Annotated in this window: 18 protein-coding genes; 3 read left to right on the top strand and 15 right to left on the bottom strand. The window is 72.9% G+C overall.

What is annotated here, in order from left to right; translation table 11 throughout:
- Nucleotide 1: 1 nt before the first annotated feature.
- Entirely contained in the window at nt 2-1,102 is a 1,101-nt protein-coding gene (locus tag SGUI_RS18255; RefSeq protein ID WP_066635467.1) for a site-2 protease family protein, read from the bottom strand.
- Between the two features lie 83 nt (nt 1,103-1,185).
- On the opposite strand from SGUI_RS18255, the gene SGUI_RS01685 reads away from it, so the two are divergent.
- On the top strand, nt 1,186-1,974 hold the full coding sequence (locus tag SGUI_RS01685; RefSeq protein ID WP_066642592.1) for a RecB family exonuclease: 789 nt from the start codon (nt 1,186-1,188) through the stop codon (nt 1,972-1,974).
- Here the strand turns inward: SGUI_RS01685 and SGUI_RS01680 are convergent.
- Nucleotides 1,960-2,817 carry a PAC2 family protein gene (locus SGUI_RS01680; RefSeq protein ID WP_066635465.1) on the bottom strand — a complete coding sequence of 286 codons (858 nt, stop codon included), beginning with the start codon at nt 2,815-2,817 and terminating at the stop codon, nt 1,960-1,962. The two genes, SGUI_RS01685 and SGUI_RS01680, sit on opposite strands and share 15 nt — an antisense overlap.
- Before the next feature lie 65 nt (nt 2,818-2,882).
- Between SGUI_RS01680 and SGUI_RS01675 the strand changes: the two genes are divergently transcribed.
- Nucleotides 2,883-3,614: an HAD family hydrolase gene (locus SGUI_RS01675; RefSeq protein WP_066635463.1), complete on the top strand. Its 732-nt coding sequence runs from the start codon at nt 2,883-2,885 to the stop codon at nt 3,612-3,614.
- Here the strand turns inward: SGUI_RS01675 and mshC are convergent.
- The 6 genes from mshC to SGUI_RS01645 are packed head-to-tail and all read right to left on the bottom strand — an operon-like array spanning nt 3,564 to nt 8,463.
- Nucleotides 3,564-4,841, bottom strand: a complete 1,278-nt coding sequence (gene mshC, locus SGUI_RS01670; RefSeq protein WP_066635460.1) for a cysteine--1-D-myo-inosityl 2-amino-2-deoxy-alpha-D-glucopyranoside ligase — start codon at nt 4,839-4,841, stop codon at nt 3,564-3,566. The genes SGUI_RS01675 and mshC overlap by 51 nt on opposite strands.
- A gap of 48 nt (nt 4,842-4,889) precedes the next feature.
- Nucleotides 4,890-5,708: an SCO1664 family protein gene (locus tag SGUI_RS01665; protein WP_066635458.1), complete on the bottom strand. Its 819-nt coding sequence runs from the start codon at nt 5,706-5,708 to the stop codon at nt 4,890-4,892.
- 1 nt (nt 5,709) lies between these two features.
- Nucleotides 5,710-6,270 (bottom strand): DUF3090 family protein, encoded by a 561-nt coding sequence (locus tag SGUI_RS01660; RefSeq protein WP_066635455.1) that lies wholly within the window; start codon nt 6,268-6,270, stop codon nt 5,710-5,712.
- A 10-nt stretch (nt 6,271-6,280) separates the two neighbouring features.
- Nucleotides 6,281-7,048, bottom strand: a complete 768-nt coding sequence (locus tag SGUI_RS01655) for an MSMEG_4193 family putative phosphomutase (protein ID WP_066635452.1) — start codon at nt 7,046-7,048, stop codon at nt 6,281-6,283.
- Nucleotides 7,048-8,124 (bottom strand): LLM class F420-dependent oxidoreductase, encoded by a 1,077-nt coding sequence (locus SGUI_RS01650; RefSeq protein ID WP_066635446.1) that lies wholly within the window; start codon nt 8,122-8,124, stop codon nt 7,048-7,050. Before SGUI_RS01650 ends, SGUI_RS01655 begins: the two co-directional genes overlap by 1 nt.
- A gap of 3 nt (nt 8,125-8,127) precedes the next feature.
- On the bottom strand, nt 8,128-8,463 hold the full coding sequence (locus tag SGUI_RS01645) for a hypothetical protein (RefSeq protein WP_066635441.1): 336 nt from the start codon (nt 8,461-8,463) through the stop codon (nt 8,128-8,130).
- 80 nt (nt 8,464-8,543) lie between these two features.
- On the opposite strand from SGUI_RS01645, the gene SGUI_RS01640 reads away from it, so the two are divergent.
- Nucleotides 8,544-8,729, top strand: a complete 186-nt coding sequence (locus SGUI_RS01640; RefSeq protein WP_022923985.1) for a DUF5703 family protein — start codon at nt 8,544-8,546, stop codon at nt 8,727-8,729.
- Nucleotides 8,730-8,848: 119 nt separating this feature from the next.
- On the opposite strand, the gene SGUI_RS01635 is transcribed toward SGUI_RS01640, so the two are convergent.
- The 7 genes from SGUI_RS01635 to SGUI_RS01605 all read right to left on the bottom strand — a co-directional run bounded on the left by SGUI_RS01635 (nt 8,849) and on the right by SGUI_RS01605 (nt 16,305).
- Complete coding sequence (locus SGUI_RS01635; RefSeq protein WP_066635437.1) at nt 8,849-10,201, bottom strand: M20/M25/M40 family metallo-hydrolase; 1,353 nt, start codon at nt 10,199-10,201, stop codon at nt 8,849-8,851.
- A 205-nt stretch (nt 10,202-10,406) separates the two neighbouring features.
- Complete coding sequence (locus tag SGUI_RS01630) at nt 10,407-10,721, bottom strand: hypothetical protein (protein WP_202816598.1); 315 nt, start codon at nt 10,719-10,721, stop codon at nt 10,407-10,409.
- Between the two features lie 7 nt (nt 10,722-10,728).
- Nucleotides 10,729-11,172, bottom strand: a complete 444-nt coding sequence (locus SGUI_RS01625) for an SRPBCC family protein (protein ID WP_083190794.1) — start codon at nt 11,170-11,172, stop codon at nt 10,729-10,731.
- 10 nt (nt 11,173-11,182) lie between these two features.
- A complete protein-coding gene (locus tag SGUI_RS01620) occupies nt 11,183-12,037 on the bottom strand; it encodes an FAD binding domain-containing protein (protein WP_066635426.1) in 855 nt (284 codons plus the stop codon).
- Complete coding sequence (locus tag SGUI_RS01615; protein WP_066635423.1) at nt 12,034-14,553, bottom strand: xanthine dehydrogenase family protein molybdopterin-binding subunit; 2,520 nt, start codon at nt 14,551-14,553, stop codon at nt 12,034-12,036. Before SGUI_RS01615 ends, SGUI_RS01620 begins: the two co-directional genes overlap by 4 nt.
- Nucleotides 14,550-15,032 (bottom strand): (2Fe-2S)-binding protein, encoded by a 483-nt coding sequence (locus SGUI_RS01610; RefSeq protein ID WP_066642586.1) that lies wholly within the window; start codon nt 15,030-15,032, stop codon nt 14,550-14,552. Before SGUI_RS01610 ends, SGUI_RS01615 begins: the two co-directional genes overlap by 4 nt.
- A 121-nt stretch (nt 15,033-15,153) precedes the next feature.
- Nucleotides 15,154-16,305, bottom strand: coding sequence for an XdhC family protein (locus tag SGUI_RS01605; protein ID WP_066635420.1), 1,152 nt, complete (start codon nt 16,303-16,305; stop codon nt 15,154-15,156).
- Nucleotides 16,306-16,336: the final 31 nt, after the last annotated feature.

Here is a 16,336-nt window from a genome sequence, read left to right as displayed (position 1 = left end):
TCTACGAGCGGCTCTCGCTGAGCTCGTGGGTGCTCACCACGCCCCAGGGCCGGCCGTCCTCGTCCAGCAGCGCGACCACCCCCGAGCCGGAGCGGCGCATGACCTCGATGACCCCGTCGAGGCCGGCCGACGGATCCATCCGCACCGCCCATCCCTGCGGCAGCCGCACCGCCACCGCCGAGGCCGGCGTGCCCGGCCAATGCGCGCGCGGCACGCGCTGGAGGGCCGGGGGGTCGACGAGGCCGTCCGGGCTCCCGTCCGGGTCGAGCACCACCCATACCGGGTGCTCGGACCAGGGGACGGTGTGCAGCGGGGCACCCGCCTGCACGACCCCCGCCGGCAGCGCCGCGTCGCCGAGCCGGCGGCGGGAGGTCGCCAGCCCCTGACGGCCCGTCCGGATCGCTTGGGTGGCCCCCTGCCAGAGGAAGAGCCCGACGAGGGCGACCCAGAAGAACCGCGTCAGCGGCACGCGCTCGCCCGACAGCAGCGGCGGGAGGAGCAGGGCGACGGCGACGACGACCACCACCACCCGCCCGGCCCAGCCCGCCACCGTCGTGCCGACGTGGCGGTTGCCCGAGACCTTCCAGACCAGCGCCTCGAGCAGGAAGCCACCGTCCAGCGGGAGGCCCGGGATGAGGTTGAAGACGGCCACGAAGGAGTTGGCCCAGGTGAAGGCATACGCGAGCAGCAGCGGCACCCCGGTCCCGTCCACGAGCGTCCACGACCACCAGCCGAGCAGGGCCAGCGCCCCGTTGGCGAGCGGCCCGACGACCGCCACCGCCGCGCTGCGGCCCGGGGTGCCGCCGGCGCCGTCGTGCGCGGTGTGCCCGCCCCAGAAGTCCGCCACGATCCGGGAGACCCCGAAGCCGACCCGCTGCGCCACCAGCGCGTGCGCCGCCTCGTGCACGAGCACCGAGACCAGCAGCAGGAGTACGAAGAGGAAGGCGACGGCATAGCTCCACCCGCCCAGCCCGGGCAGCACCTGCTGCACGGTGGGGCCGAAGAGGGCGACCAGGACGACCGCGACCAGGACCCAGCTGCCCCCGAGGTAGATGGGGATTCCGGACAGGGTGCCGATGCGCCACCCGGGCTGTCGCTCCATCCCGAAAGCGTAGAGTGCGGCGCGTGGAACCGGGCACCGAGCACCGCACCCGGGCTCTGTCCCCCTCCCGCGCCGGCGACTTCATGCAGTGCCCGATGCTCTACCGCTTCCGGGTCGTCGACCGGCTGCCCGAGCCGCCGAGCGCCGCCGCCGCCCGAGGGACTCTCGTGCACGCGGTCCTGGACCGGATCTTCGAGAGTCCCGCCGCAGAGCGGACGCTGGAGCGGGCCAGCGCCCTCGTCCCCGCGGAGTGGGAGCGCATGCTCGTCGAGGAGCCCGCGCTGGCCGAGCTCGCTGCCTCCGACACCAGCGGGGCGGCCGACGGGCTCTTGTCCCGCTGGTTCGAGCTGGAGGACCCGACCCGCCTCGAGCCGGCCGAGCGCGAGCTCTACGTCGAGGCCGACCTCGACGGGCTGGTGATCCGCGGGTATGTCGACCGCCTGGACGAGGCGCCCGACGGGGCGCTGCGGGTGGTCGACTACAAGACCGGCCGCGCCCCGTCGGAGACCTTCGAGGGACGGGCGCTCTTCCAGCTGAAGTTCTACGCGCTCGCGCTGTGGCGCAGCCGCGGAGTGCTCCCCCGCCGGCTGCAGCTGGTCTACCTCGGTGACCGGACGGTGCTGTGGATCGACCCGACCGAGGCCGAGCTGCGCGCCACCGAGCGCAAGATCCGGGCGCTGTGGGCGGCCATCGAGCAGGTCGCCGTCACCGGCGACTGGCGCCCGCGGCGCGGGCGGGCCTGCACCTGGTGCTCCTTCCGGGAGGTGTGCCCGGCGTGGGGCGGCACGCCTCCCCCGCTGCCCGAGGGTGCCACGATGCTGGCGCTGGACCCCCGGTCGGCCGGTCGCGTGGAGCGCTCAGCCGCGGGGTGAGCCGTCGTCGCGACGCCTCAGGTAGCGCTCGAACTCCTTGGCGATCGCGTCGCCCGAGGCCTCCGGGAGGTCGGCCGTGTCCTGGGCCTCCTCGAGCTGGCGGACGTAGTCGGCCACCTCCTCGTCGGTGGCGGCGAGGTCGTCCACACCGCGCTCCCAGGCACGCGCGGACTCGGTGATCGCGGTGTCGTCGATGACGCAGTCGAGCAGCTCCTCCAGCTGGCCGATGAGCGCCAGCGAGGCCTTCGGCGAGGGGGGCCCACCGGCGTAGTGCGGGACGGCCGCCCAGCAGGACAGGGTCGGGACGTCCTGCTGCCTGGCCTCGTCGGACAGGATGCCGACGATGCCGGTCGGCCCCTCGTAGGTGCTGCGCTCGATCTCCTCGCTGCCGGCCAGGAGTTCCTCGTCCTCCGAGCTCACGCTCACCGGGATGGGGCGGGTGTGCGGCACGTCGGCCAGCAGCCCGCCGAGCACGATGAGCATCTGCACGTCCTGGGACAGCAGGTAGGCCAGCAGGTCGCTGGCGAAGGTCCGCCACCGCACCGAGGGCTCGATGCCCAGGACGAGCAGGACGTCGCGCCCGAGCGGGGTGTTGCGGGCGAGCATGACCCGGGTGGTGGGCCAGCGGATCATGCGCTGCCCGTCGACGGTGAGCACCTGGGGCCGGTTGACCTGGAAGTCGTAGAACTCCTCCGGGTCGATCGCCGCCACCACCTCGGCCTCCCACACCTCGGCGAGATGCTCCACGACGCTGGAGGCGCACTCGCCCGCGTCGTTCCAGCCCTCGAAGGCCGCGATGACGATCGGGTCGCGCAGCTCGCCCGTGTCCTGCAGCTCGATCACTGACTCACCTTCCTGCTCGGCACCGCACCGCGTCCACCCTAGACGCTCTGCTCTAGCGTGGAGGGGTGACGCGCCAGCACCCCGAGCCACCCCTCCTGCCCGCCGCCGTCCTGTGGGACATGGACGGCACGATCGTGGACACCGAGCCCTCCTGGATCGCCGAGGAGTACCTCCTCGTGGAGGAGGCCGGCGGCACCTGGACGGACGCGGACGCGCACGACCTGGTCGGTCAGGACCTGCTCACCTCGGCCCGGATGATCCTCGACCGCACGCCGGTCCGGGGCGAGCCGGAGCAGGTGGTGCGCCGCCTGCTCACCGGTGTCGTGGCGCGCACCCGGGCGCACGTCCCCTGGCGTCCCGGGGCGGTCGAGCTCCTCCGCGCGGTCCGCGAGGCTGGCATACCGTGCGCGCTGGTCACGATGTCGTGGACCGAGCTCGCGGACGTGCTCGTGGCGAGCCTGCCGGCCGGGACCTTCGACGCCGTCGTCACCGGTGACCAGGTGAGCCGCGGCAAGCCGCACCCCGAGGCATACCTCGAGGCGGCGCGGCGGCTGGGCGTGGAGCCGCGCGCAGCGGTCGCCGTCGAGGACTCCCCCACCGGGGCCGCCGCGTCGACGGCTGCGGGGGTGCCGACCCTCGTCGTGCCGCACACCGTCGCCGTGCCCGCCCTGCCCGGCGCGATGCAGGTCCCGACGCTCGAGGGTCTGTCCCCGGCCGACCTGGCGCGGGTCATCCCGCGGCTGGGCTCAGAGCTGCACCCCGAGGAGAGCGTCGACCGCCTGGGGCACCAGGCCTGAGGCCGGCTCCCCCGCCGCGACCGTGGTCGCCCAGTCGTCGACGGCGTCCAGCGCACCAGGGGTGTCCAGGTCGTCGGCCAGCCGCTCGCGCAGGCGGCGGACGGTGTCGCGACCGAGGTCGGTGACGCTCTCGTTGGCCGCCATGTCGCTCGCGCGGCGCCACAGCTCCAGCCGGTCGTCCGCCTCGCGCAGGATCTGGTCGGTCCACTGCCACTCGGAGCGGTAGTGCTGGGACAGCAGGGCCAGCCGGATGACCATGGGGTCCACCCCGGCGGCCCGGAGCTTGGACACGAGCACGAGGTTGCCCTTGCTCTTGCTCATCTTCTCGCCGTCGAGCCCGACCATGGCCTGGTGCACGTAGGCACGGGCGAAGCAGTCGTCGCCGCACAGGGCGGCCGCCTGGACCGCGCTCATCTCGTGGTGCGGGAAGACCAGGTCGGTCCCGCCGCCCTGCACGTCGAAGCCCGGGCCGAGGTAGCGCTGGGCGATGGTGGAGCACTCGATGTGCCAGCCCGGGCGCCCCTGCCCCAGCGAGCCACCGTCCCAGTGCGGCTCGCCCTCGCGGCCGGAGCGCCAGAGCAGCGGGTCCAGCGGGTCCCGCTTGCCGGCGCGGCCGGGGTCGCCGCCACGGTCGGCGAAGACCTCCATCATCTGCTCCCGGGTCCATCCCGAGACCGCACCGAAGCTGGGCTGGGTGGACAGGTCGAGGTAGACGTCCTGCCCGCTGGCGCCTTCGGCGACCTGCTCGCCCTCGGGCACCGGCAGGAGGTATGCCGTGCCGTCCTCCAGCAGGCGCTCCACCGCGCTGACGTCGTCGGGGATGCCCTCGACGGCGCCGATGTAGTGGTCCGGCGGCAGGACGCGCAGCGCCTCCATGTCCTCGAAGAAGAGCGAGATCTCGCGGGAGGCCAGCTCGCGCCAGTCCAGGCCGTCGCGCTCGGCGCGCTCCAGCAGCGGCTCGTCGACGTCGGTGACGTTCTGGACGTAGGTGACGGCGAGGCCGGCGTCCCGCCACGCGCGCTGCAGCACGTCGAAGGTGACGTAGGTGGCGGCGTGACCGAGGTGGGTGGCGTCGTAGGGCGTGATCCCGCAGACGTAGAGCCGGGCGGTGCCGTCCTGGCCCCCCACGGGCACCAGGTCGCCGCTGGCGGTGTCGTGCACGCGGACCGGCGTACCGTCGTGGTCGATCGGGAGACGCGGGATGTCGGTGGTCGACCAGGTCATCACGTCGGGGAGCCTAACCCTCGCCCCCGACGCCGCCCCAATCGCCCGTGCTCACCATAGCGGCCACGGCAGCGGGTAGCGCCCCGCCGGCGGCATCGGGAGTATGCCCGCGGCCAGGAGCTTCTCGGTGCGGGCCCGGAGGGCGGAGATCTCCTCGGCCGACAGCAGGGTGCCGAGCTGCTCCACGGTCCCGCCGTCCCCGCCCAGCAGCTCGGCGAGGGCGGCCACCCGGCCCGCGTCCTGCTCGCTCATCCCCTCGCCGGCGAAGCCCCAGAGCACGGTGCGCAGCTTGTCCTCCTCGTGCAGCGAGACACCGTGGTCGAAGCCGCGCAGCCGGCCCTGCGTGTCGAGGGTCAGGTGGGCGGCCTTGCGGTCGGCGTTGTTGAGCAGGACGTCGAGGGTGGCCATCGTGCGCAGGGCGGGGTCGTCGGCGTGCGCCACGACGACGGGCGCCCCGTGCTCGTCCTCGGCCTGGACGACCGCCCGCCAGCCGGGCTCCAGATCCTCCGGGGTTACCACGTCCACCAGCCCGGCCGAGGGGTCGGCGAGCCGCTCCGGCTCCTGCTCGACCCACCACTGCACCGACCCCGGGCCGAGCGGGCCGTCGCGCAGTACGGTCGGCGGCACGAGGTCGAAGCCGCCGGCCCGGGAGACGGCATACGCCGCGACCTCCCGCGCCGCCAGCGAGCCCGGCGGGAAGTCGTGCAGCGGACGCTCGCCGCGGGCCGGCTTGTAGACGCCGCGGTGCCCGGTGGGTTCCCCGTCGCGCGTGAGGTCGACGAGGAGGGTGAGGTTGGAGGCCTGGGTCAGGACCCCGAGCGGCTCGAGGGTGCAGGCCTGCAGCAGCTCCAGGGCCGCGTCCTCCTGCACGTCAGCGGCGGTAGCCGTTGGCGCGGGGGCAGATGTGGCCGCCGGGGTCGAGCGGCTGGCCGCAGAAGGGGCACGAGGGACGGCCGCCCTCGATGGAGGAGGTGCACCGCTGCGCGAAGGCCCGGGCCCGACCGGGCTCCAGGACGACCTTGAGCGACTGCGGCGGCAGACCCGCCCACGGGAAGTCGGTCGGCTCCCCCTCGCTCACCAGCTCGGCGACGTCCTCCTCGCTGGGCCGGTCGTAGGCCTCGAGGACCACCCGACGCTGCCCGGCCTCCCACGCGACGGAGAGCCGCTGCACCCGGAAGTCGTCCTCGATCGGGGTGTCCAGCGGCGCGTTGTCGACATAGGCCTCCGCCGCCTGCTCGCTGCCGTCGGCACCCGCGACGTCGTCGAGCATCTCGACGAGGGACTCCCCGAGCAGACGCACCTGCTCCTTCTCCAGCGACACGGTCATGACGCGCTGGCCGTCGCTGGCCTGGAGGAAGAAGGTGCGGCCCCCCGGCGGTCCGACGCTGCCTGCGACGCACCGCTCCGGCGGGTCGAAGACGTGCTCAGCCATGCGGGCCAGCCTACGTCGTCCGGTCGTCGGGGCGGCCCTCGGCACCACCCGCGGACTGTCCGGCCCCGCCGCCGACCTCGGCGTCGCCGGAGGCTCCCTGCTGGGCGACCCGGGTCACCAGGGCGGTGAGGTCCACCGGGTCGCTGCCGGTGTCGTTGGTGCGGAGCACGAACGGGCGGCCGGGGGTCCGGTGCACGAGGCTGATCGAGGCGGGGTCGACGACGATCCGCTGGAAGTCGTCGAGCCGGGTGGCGAGCGCGTCGGCGAGGATCGCCTTGATGACGTCGCCGTGGCTGACCGCGGCCCAGACCGCGCCGGGGCCGTGCTCGGCCTCGATGCGCTCGTCCCAGCTGCGGATGGCCTCGACCGCCCGTGCGGACATGTCCGCCATGGACTCGTGCGCGAAGTCGTCGTCCGCCGGGAAGGTGACGCTGGAGGGTTCGTCCTGCACCGCGCGCCACAGGGGTTCGTCGGCGAGTTCCTTGAGCGGCCTGCCGGTCCACGCGCCGTAGCGCGCCTCCCCCAGCCCCTCCTCGGTATGCCTGGTCACGGGGTGGTCGGCGGGCTGCGCGGCGAGCACCGCGGCCGCGGTCTCCTGGCAGCGCTGGAGCGGGCTCGCGACGACGGCGGCGAGCGGGGTCGCCGCGAGACGGGCCCCGACGCGCCGGGCCTGCTCGGCGCCGGTCTCGTCCAGGCCCAGCCCGGGGCTCCACCCCGCGAGGACGCCGTCGGCGTTGGCCTGGGTGCGCCCGTGGCGCACCAGCACGCAGATCGCCATCAGGACCCACCCCCGGTGACGGCGGCGCCGGACCCCAATCGTGCGTGCGCCTCGACGGCGGCCTCGAGCCCCTGCAGACGGGCGTCCAGGTCCTTGCCCCACGGCGCGACGGTGAGGGTGGTGATCCCGGCGTCCTGGTAGCGGCGCATCCGCTCGGTGATCCGGTCGACGTCGCCGAGCAGGCTGGTGTCGTCGACGAACTGCGGCGGCAGCGCCGCGGCGGCCTCGCCCCACCTGCGTTCGAGATAGAGCTCCTGGACCCGCGTGGCCTCGCGCTCGTAGCCCATGCGGCAGGCGAGCTGGTTGTAGAAGTTGTGCTCGCGGCTGCCCATACCCCCGACGTAGAGCGCCGGGTAGGGGCTGACGGTCCGGGCGCAGGCCTCCAGGTCGTCGCCGACGGCGAGCGCCACGGTGGCGTCGGTCTCGAAGGGGACGCCGTCCGGGAGCGGCTCGGCGCGTCGGCGCAGGCCCGCCTCGAGGTGCTCGCGCTGCTCGGCGAAGAAGTCCGGGGCGACGAAGACGCCCAGCCATCCCTCAGCGATCTCGCCGGCCAGCTCGAGGTTCTTCGGGCCCACCGCGGCGAGGTAGATCGGGACCCGGGGCCGGTGCAGGTGCGTCAGCCGCAGCGCCTTGCCCGGCCCGTCCGGCAGCGGCAGGGTGAAGAACTCCCCGTCGTAGCTGACCGTCTGGTGCGCGAGGGCGGACCGGACGATGTCGACATACTCCCGGGTGCGCGCGAGCGGCTTGGCGAAGCGGACGCCGTGCCATCCCTCGGAGACCTGCGGTCCGCTCACCCCGAGCCCGAGACGGAAGCGGCCGCCGCTGAGGCTGTCGAGGCTGACCGCGGCCATGGCCGTGGCGGCCGGCGTCCGCGCCGGGATCTGCATGACCCCGGCACCTAGCCCGATCCGCTCCGTCCGCGCGGCGAGGTAGGACAGGATCGTCACCGCGTCCGGGCCGTAGACCTCCGCGACCCACGCGACGTCGACTCCCAGCTCGTCGGCGCGCTGGACGAGCGCGAGGTTGTCCTCGTCCCGTCCCTGCCCCCAGAACCCGCAGCTCAGTCCCAGGCGCACTGCTCAGGCCCGCGAGGAGTCGTCGACGTCGTAGTCCTCGTCGTCCAAGCCGGAGTAGTCGTCGTCCTCCTCGTCCTCCCCCGGCTCGTCGAACTCGTCGTCATCGTCCTCGTCGTCGTCGTCGTCGCCCGCGAGGTCGTCGTCGTAGACCTCCAGCGGGGTCACCTCGCCGTAGGCGTCCATGAGGGCGTCGTCGTAGGCCGTGAAGGCCTCGGCGATGCGCTCGTAGGCCTCGACGACCGCCGGGTCGTCCTCGCCGCGGCTCACGGCGGCGGTCTCCAGGTGGGTCTCGAGGGCGGCGACGAGGGCGGACAGGGCGGCGCGCGGGTCAGCGGTCATGGTGTGACCGTAGCGCGAATCGAGGTCGCGCGGCGGGTTGTTTCGCGCGCCGGTCGCGGCGGTGCCTATGCTGGTCGGCCATGGTGGAGTACGAGTACCGGGAGCTCACCTTCCACCGCGACCAGGGCCGCGGTGAGGTGCGGCAGGCGCTCACCGAGCACGCGGAGTACGGCGCCTGGGAGCTGGCCCGGGTCCGCGTCTACCTCGGCGGGGTGCGCCGCGTCCTGTTGCGCCGCAAGATCATCCGGGTGCGGCGCACCGCCTAGCCACCTCCGCGACCGGCCGCGCGGTGTGCGTCGGCCGGCCGCACAGTGTGTGTCGACCGGCCGCACAGTTTGCGTCGACCGGCCGCACGGTGTGCGCGGACCGGCCGCGCGGCATACCTCTAGCAGTCAGCGATGAGCTGGCCGAGCACGCGCGTGCCGAAGCGGATGGCGTCGACCGGCACCCGCTCGTCCACCCCGTGGAACATGCCGACGAAGTCCAGGTCCTCCGGCAGTCGCAGCGGGGCGAAGCCATAACCGGTGATCCCGAGCCGGGAGAGGTGCTTGTTGTCCGTGCCTCCGGACAGGCAGTAGGGCAGGACGTGGGCGCCCGGGTCCTCCTTGAGCAGAGCGCGCTTCATGGAGTCGACGAGCTCACCGCTGCTCGGTGCCTCGAGCGCGACGTCCTTGTGCTCGATCTCGACCTCGACGTGCTCCCCCGCGAGCTCTCGAATGGTGTCCAGCAGCTCGTCCTCATGTCCGGGCAGGAAACGGCAGTCGAGCGAGGCCGACGCACTCTGCGGGATGACGTTCATCTTGTAGCCGGAGTCGAGCATCGAAAAGTTCGAGGTGTCCTGCAGGGTGCCCTCGACGAAGCGCCGCGCGCCGCCGAGCCGGGCCAGGACGTCCTCGACCTTCTCCTCGCTCCAGGACTCGCCGGTGACCCGCTCCACGCCGTCGAAGAGCTCGCGCACGGAGGCGATGTAGGTCCGGGGCCACGGGTGCGCGTCGATCCGGGCGATGGCCTCGGCGAGCCGCACGATGGCGTTCTCCGAGTTGGGGACCGAGCCGTGGCCGGCGCGGCCGCTGGCGTGGAGGCGGAGCCAGGCGATGCCCTTCTCCGCCGTCTGCAGCAGGTATGCCCGCGTCGGCGCCCCGGTCGCGTGGTCCGGAAGCGTGATGGAGAAGCCGCCGACCTCGCTGATGGCCTCGGTGCAGCCCTCGAACCACTCCGGGTGCTCGGCGACGACGTGGCCGGCGCCCTGGGTGCCCCCGGCCTCCTCGTCGGCGAAGAAGGCCCAGACGATGTCCCGCGGCGGCTTCTCCCCCGACCGGACGAGCTGGCGCAGCGTGGCCAGGAGCATGGCGTCCATGTCCTTCATGTCGACCGCGCCGCGGCCCCAGATCATGCCGTCCTTCTCCTCCGCGGAGAACGGGTCGACCGTCCAGTCCTTCGCCTCGGCGGGCACGACGTCCAGGTGGCCGTGGAGCACGAGGCCGGGGCGCGAGCTGTCCCGGCCCGGGGTCCGCACGACCACGCTGGTGCGCTCGGGGTGGTCCGCCGGGGCCGTCACCTCCGGCTCGAGACCGACCTCGCGGAGCAGCTCGACGACATACTCCGCAGCGGCTCGCTCCCCCGGGCCGCTGCCGTCGCCGTAGTTGCTGGTGTCGATCCGGATGAGCTCCTTGCAGATCCGGACCGCCTCCTCCTCGGCGGTGCTGGACGGGCTGAGGTCCTCGGGCGTCGTCGTCATGCCGTCCACCCTAGCCAGCCACGGCCAGGCATACCCGGGGAGGATCGGTGCAGCCGCACCCGACCTCGCCAGGGTGCAGCGGTATGCCGGGGAGGATCGGTGCAACCGCACCTGTCCTCACCGGGGTGGGGAGGTATGCCGGGGAGGATCGGTCCAGCCGCACCCGTCCTCACCGGGGTGGGGAGAGCGCGGTGAGCGGCTGGTCCTACTCCTGGTCCTCGGCGAAGAGCTCGAGGTGCCGGCACTCACGGCACCGGAAGGCCCGGACCAAGAAGCGCTGGGCGCCGAGCGAGCCCAGGCCGCCGAAGAAGCCGGTGTCACGGGCCCCGGCGACCCAGCGGACATATCCGCGAGCACCCTCCCCGGTGTCGTCGAGGAAGCCCTCGTCGAGCAGGCCGACGGTCCCGCACGCCGAGCACGTGGAGCGTGCCCGCTGCCACGCGTCCTGGCCACTGGCAGGCGCGCCGAGCCGGTGCATGCCGTCGGCACGCACCGGCTCGGACCCCGGTCCTTCGCTCATGGTCGCCTCACGACGTGAGCTTGCCCTCGATGCACTCGACGAACTGCCCGAGCAGCTTGTCCGAGACGCTCTGCATGACGCCCCGGCCGAACTGCGCCGGCTTGCCGGTGATGTTCATCGACGTCGTGACGTCGGCCTTGGTGCCGGATCCCTCGGGCTCGAGCTGGAGCGTCACCGTCGCCGAGGCATTGCCCAACCCGCGCAGCCCCTTGCCGAGACCTTCGATCACCGCCTTAAGGGCCTCGTCGTCCCGCTCGAGGAACTTGCCCTCGCCCTGGTAGGTCACGCCGATCGGACCCAGCTTGACCTTGACGTTGCCGGTGAACTCCTCCTCGGTCGCCGAGGTCACCGTCGCGCCCGGGAAGCACCCGCCGACCTGCTCCAGGTCGGTCAGCAGCGCCCAGGTCTGCTCCGGTGGTGCGTCGACGGTGAAGGTGTGGTGCAGCTCCATCGCCATCGCGTCACGCCCCGGCAGCTGCCAGCACGGCGCGGCGGGTGAGCACCCCGGCGACGTGCTTGCGGTAGTCGGCCTGGCCATTGAGGTCCGAGGGAGGGTCGGTGCCCTCGCCCACCTGGGCGCACGCCTCGGCGACGGCCTCCTCGGTCGCCTCCTTGCCCACGAGCGCCTCCTCCACCGCGGTGGCCCGCAGCGGGGTGGCGCCCATGTTGGTCAGGCCCACCCGCGCCTCGGCGATGGTGCCACCCTCGACGCGCACCGCCGCCGCGATACCGATGATCGCCCACTGGTGGGAGACCCGCACGAACTTCTCGTAGTGCGCGCCCCAGCCGGTGTGTTTGGGGATCTCGACCGCGACGAGCAGCTCGTCCTCGCCGACCGCGGTCTCGAAGAGGTCGACGAAGAAGTCGGAGGCCTCGACCGTGCGCTCGCCGTCCTGCCCCTGGATGACCATGCGGCCCTCCAGCGCCAGGACCGGCGCCCCGACGTCGCCGGCCGGGTCGGCGTGGACGAGCGCCCCGCATACCGTGCCGCGATGCCGGATCTGGGCGTCCGCGACCTCGGTGAGCGCGGTGTGGAGCAGCGCGAGGTGCTCGCTGATCAGGTCGGAGTCGAGGACGTCCTGGTATGTCGCCCCCGCCCCGATCCGGATCGCGTCACCGGTGTCGGTGATGCCCTTGATCTCCTCGATCCGGGAGATGTCCACGACGATGCCCGGTGCGTTGAGGCGCATGCGGAGCACCGGCAGCAGCGACTGGCCGCCGGACATGACCTTGGCCTCGTCGCCGTGCTCGGCGAGCAGGGCCAGCGCCTCCTCCACCGTCGCGGGTGCGGCGTAGTCGAACTCGGGGGGGATCATGCCTGACCGCCTTCCTGCGTCGTCGTGGTCGTGCCCGTGACCCCGGCGGGTCCGGGCGGGTCCTGGTTGGGCTCGCCCTGGGCGAAGTGGCCCGCGGCGTCCTCTGCGGTCGGGGTGTCCGCCCCGGCCTGGCCGTCCTGGATGGCCCGCCACACCCGCTCCGGGGTGCACGGCATGAGGATGTCCTTGACGCCGTACTGCCGGATCGCGTCGAGCACGGCGTTGACGACGGCGGGCGTCGAGGCGATGCAGCCGGCCTCGCCCACGCCCTTCACCCCGAGGTCGTTCGACGTCGCCGGCGAGGTGGTCCGGTCGGTGACGAAGTTGATGGTGTCGGCCGTCGTCGGCAGGGTGTAGTCGACGAACGAGCCGGAGACCAGGGTGCCCTGCTCGTCGTACACCGCCTCCTCCCACAGCGCCTGGGCGATGCCCTGCACCAGCCCGCCGTGCACCTGCCCCTCGACGATGAGCGGGTTGACGACGTTGCCGATGTCGTCGACGCAGACGTAAGACCGCATCTTGGTGGCGCCGGTCTCGGTGTCGACCTCCATCGCGCACAGGTGCGTGCCGTGCGGGAAGGAGAAGTTGACCGGGTCGAAGGTCGCGTCCGCGTCCAGGCTCGGCTCCATGCCCTCGGGCAGGTCGTGCGCGGCGAAGACGGCGAGCGCCAGGCCGGCGAGCCCGATGCCCTCCTGGTCGGACCCGGCGCCCTTGACGGTGAACTTCCCGTCGCTGAACTCCAGGTCGTCCACGTTGGCCTCGAGCTGGTATGCCGCGAGCGGCTTCGCCTTCTCGATCACCTTCTTGGCGGCGTTGATGACCGCCTGACCGCCGACGACGAGGGAGCGGGAGCCGTAGGTGTCCAGGCCCTTGTGGCTGATCTGGGTGTCGCCGTGCAGCACCTCGACGTCCTCGAAGGGCACGCCGAGCTGGTCGGCCACGATCTGGCTCCACGCCGTCTCGTGGCCCTGGCCGTGGGCGGAGGACCCGGTGATGACCTCGACCTTGCCCGTCGGCAGCATGCGCACGGAGGCGTGCTCCCAGCCGCCGGCGCCGTAGTTGAGCGAGCCCAGCACCCGCGAGGGCGCGAGCCCGCACATCTCGGTGAAGGTCGAGATGCCGAGCCCGAGCTGCACCCGGTCACCGCTGTCCCGGCGACGCTGCTGCTCGGCCCGCAGCTCGTCATACCCGAAGAGCTCCTTGGCGCGCTCGGTGGCGGCCTCGTAGTTGCCCGAGTCGTACTCCAGCCCGCAGACCGTGGTGAAGGGGAACTCCTCGTGCGTGATCCAGTTCTGCTCGCGCACCTCCATCGGGTCCCGCCCCAGCTCCAGCGCGAGCTCGTCCATGATCCGCTCGATCGCGAAGGTGGCCTCGGGCCGCCCGGCGCCGCGGTAGGCGTCGGTCCACGTCTTGTTGGTGAAGACGTTGGTGCAGGAGAAGTGGTAGGCCGGGAACTTGTAGATGCTGTTGAACATGAAGGCGCCGAGGATCGGCACGCCCGGGGTGACCAGACCGAGGTATGCCCCCATGTCGGCGAGGAGCTCGACCTTGAGCCCGAGGACGGTGCCGTCCTTCTTGGCCGCGAGGGTGAGCTTCTGCCACTGGTCGCGCCCGTGGTGGGCCGCCAGCAGGCTCTCGCTGCGGGTCTCGGTCCACTTGCAGGGCCTGCCGGTCTTGCGGGCCATGAGGAAGGTGATGATCTCCTCGGGGGTGACCTGGAGCTTGCCGCCGAAGCCGCCGCCGACGTCGGGGGCGATGACGCGCACCTTGCTCTCGTCGACACCCAGGGTCATCGCGAGCATGAGCCGCAGGATGTGCGGGACCTGGGTCGCGGACCACATGACGAACTGCTCGCCGGTCGGGTCGACGACCGTGGAGCGCGGCTCCATGAAGGACGGGATGAGCCGTTGCTGGCGGAACTCGCGCTCGACGACGACCTCGGCGTCCCGGATGGCGTCCTCGACGCTGCTGCCGGTGCCGGCCTCGGCGGAGTCGAAGACCCAGGTGGCCGAGAGGTTGGTCCCGAGGTCGGGGTGGGCCAGCGTCTCGTCCGCGGCGGCCGCCTTGAGCTCCAGCGCCGCGGGCAGGTCCTCATAGTCGACGTCCACCAGCTCGGCGGCGTCGCGGGCCGCCGCGGCGGAGCGGGCGGCCACGACAGCCACGACCTCGCCGGAGAAGGCGACCCGGTCGACGGCGATCGCGGGGTGGTCCGGGGCCTTCTGGTCCTCGGTGATGGGCCAGGCGCAGGGCAGGCTGCCCTGCAGGTCCTTGACGTCCTCGCCGGTGAGCACCGCGATGACGCCCTGCGCCTCCTGCGCGGCGCTGGTGTCGATGCCGGTGATCCGCGCGTGCGCGACCGGGCTGCGGACCATGGCCAGGTGCAGCATCCCCTGCAGCTGGAGGTTGTCGGTCCACTTCGTGCGGCCGGTGATGAGCCGCTGGTCCTCCTTGCGCCGCCGGTCCCTGCCGACCTCGTGCGCGGCTTCGGCCTGGGGCCTGTCGTCGACCGCGGTCATGACTGCTCACCTCCGGTGGTGCTGCCCTGACCCGAGGCCTGCAGGACCGCCTTGACGATGTTGTGGTAGCCGGTGCACCGGCACAGGTTGCCCTCCATGCCGGTGCGGACCTCCGCCTCGGTGGGGCTCGGGTTGCTGCTGAGCAGGTCGGTCGCCTGCATGATCATGCCGGGCGTGCAGTAGCCGCACTGCAGCGCGTGGCAGTCACGGAAGGCTTCCTGCACGGGGGTGAGCGACTCGCCCTCGGCCAGGCCCTCGATGGTCGTGACCTCGTGGCCGTCCGCCTGGACCGCCAGGACGTTGCAGGACTTCACGCTGCGGCCGTCCATGAGGACGGTGCAGGCCCCGCAGTTGCTGGTGTCGCAGCCCACCACGGTGCCGGTCTTGCCCAGGGTCTCGCGCAGGTAGAAGACGAGCAGGGTGCGCGGTTCCACGTCGTCGGTGTAGGTGGTGCCGTCGACTTTCACGGTGATCTTCATGCAGCCCTCCATCGGGCGGTCGGGACGTCACTGTCCCTGTCGATCCTGCCGTGGCGCAGGACGCCCTGCAACAGATGAGCGGACAGCGTGCCTCACCCGTATTCGGGCATGGTTGGCAACCCTAAATGCGCAGGTCCGAGGCGGTATGCCGGTGGATCTCGCCCTCGGTCTCGCGCAGCGGCTCCCCGCGGCCGCCCCAACGCAGGGCGATGATCTCCGAGGCGATGCTCACGGCCGTCTCCTCGGGCGTGCGGGCACCCAGGTCGAGGCCGATCGGGCTGCGCAGCCGGGCCAGCTGCTCGTCGGTGACGCCGGCCTCGCGCAGCCGGGCCAGTCGGTCCTCGTGGGTGCGGCGCGAGCCCATGGCGCCCACGTAGGCGAGGTCGGGCGCCCCCTCCCCCAGCAGCACCTCCAGCAGCGGGACGTCGAACTTCGGGTCGTGCGTGAGGACGCAGGCCACCGTCCGCTCGTCGAGCGCGCCGGCGGCGACCTGCTCCTGCACATACCGGTGCGGCCAGGAGACCACGACCTCGTCGGCCTCGGGGAAGCGCGAGGCGGTGGCGAAGACCGGTCGGGCGTCGCATACGGTGACGCGGTAGCCGAGGAAGGCACCCATGCGCGCCACGGCCGCCGCGAAGTCGATCGCGCCGAAGACGAGCATGCGCGGTCGCGGCGCGTAGGACGCGACGAAGACGCGCATACCCTCGCCGCGACGCTCGCCGTCGGGGCCGTACTCCAGCGTCGCCGTGCGGCCCTGCGCGAGCATGCCCCGGGCGTCGTCGGTGACGGCGTCGTCGGCGCGGCCGCTCCCCAGGCTGCCGGTCGTGACGCCCCCCTCGGGGCGGACGACGAGACGGCGCCCGAGATGGGCCGGGTCCGGGTGCGCGACCACCGTGGCGACCGCCACCGGCCGGCCCTGCGCGATGTCGGCCGCGACCTCACCGAGCTCGGGGAAGTCGGCGCGGGACACCCGCTCGACGTAGACGTCGAGGATGCCGCCGCAGGTGAGCCCCACCCCCATCGCCTCGTCGTCGGAGACGCCGTAGCGCTGCAGCACCGGCGTCCCGGTGGCGATGACCTGCTCCCCCAGCTCGTAGACCGCCCCCTCGACACAGCCCCCGGAGACCGAGCCCACGGCCTCTCCCTGCGCACCGACCAGCATCGAGGCCCCCGGCTGGCGGGGTGCCGACTTCCAGGTGCCCACGACGGTGGCCAAGGCGACGCTCTCGCCGCCCTCCCACCACGACTCCAGCCGGCCCACGACATCGCGCATGGGTCTGATCGTGCCACGCGGGGTCCACAGG

Source organism: Serinicoccus hydrothermalis (assembly GCF_001685415.1).
In the GTDB taxonomy this organism is placed as follows: domain Bacteria; phylum Actinomycetota; class Actinomycetes; order Actinomycetales; family Dermatophilaceae; genus Ornithinicoccus; species Ornithinicoccus hydrothermalis.
This window is presented reverse-complemented; position numbering and strand designations above follow the sequence as displayed.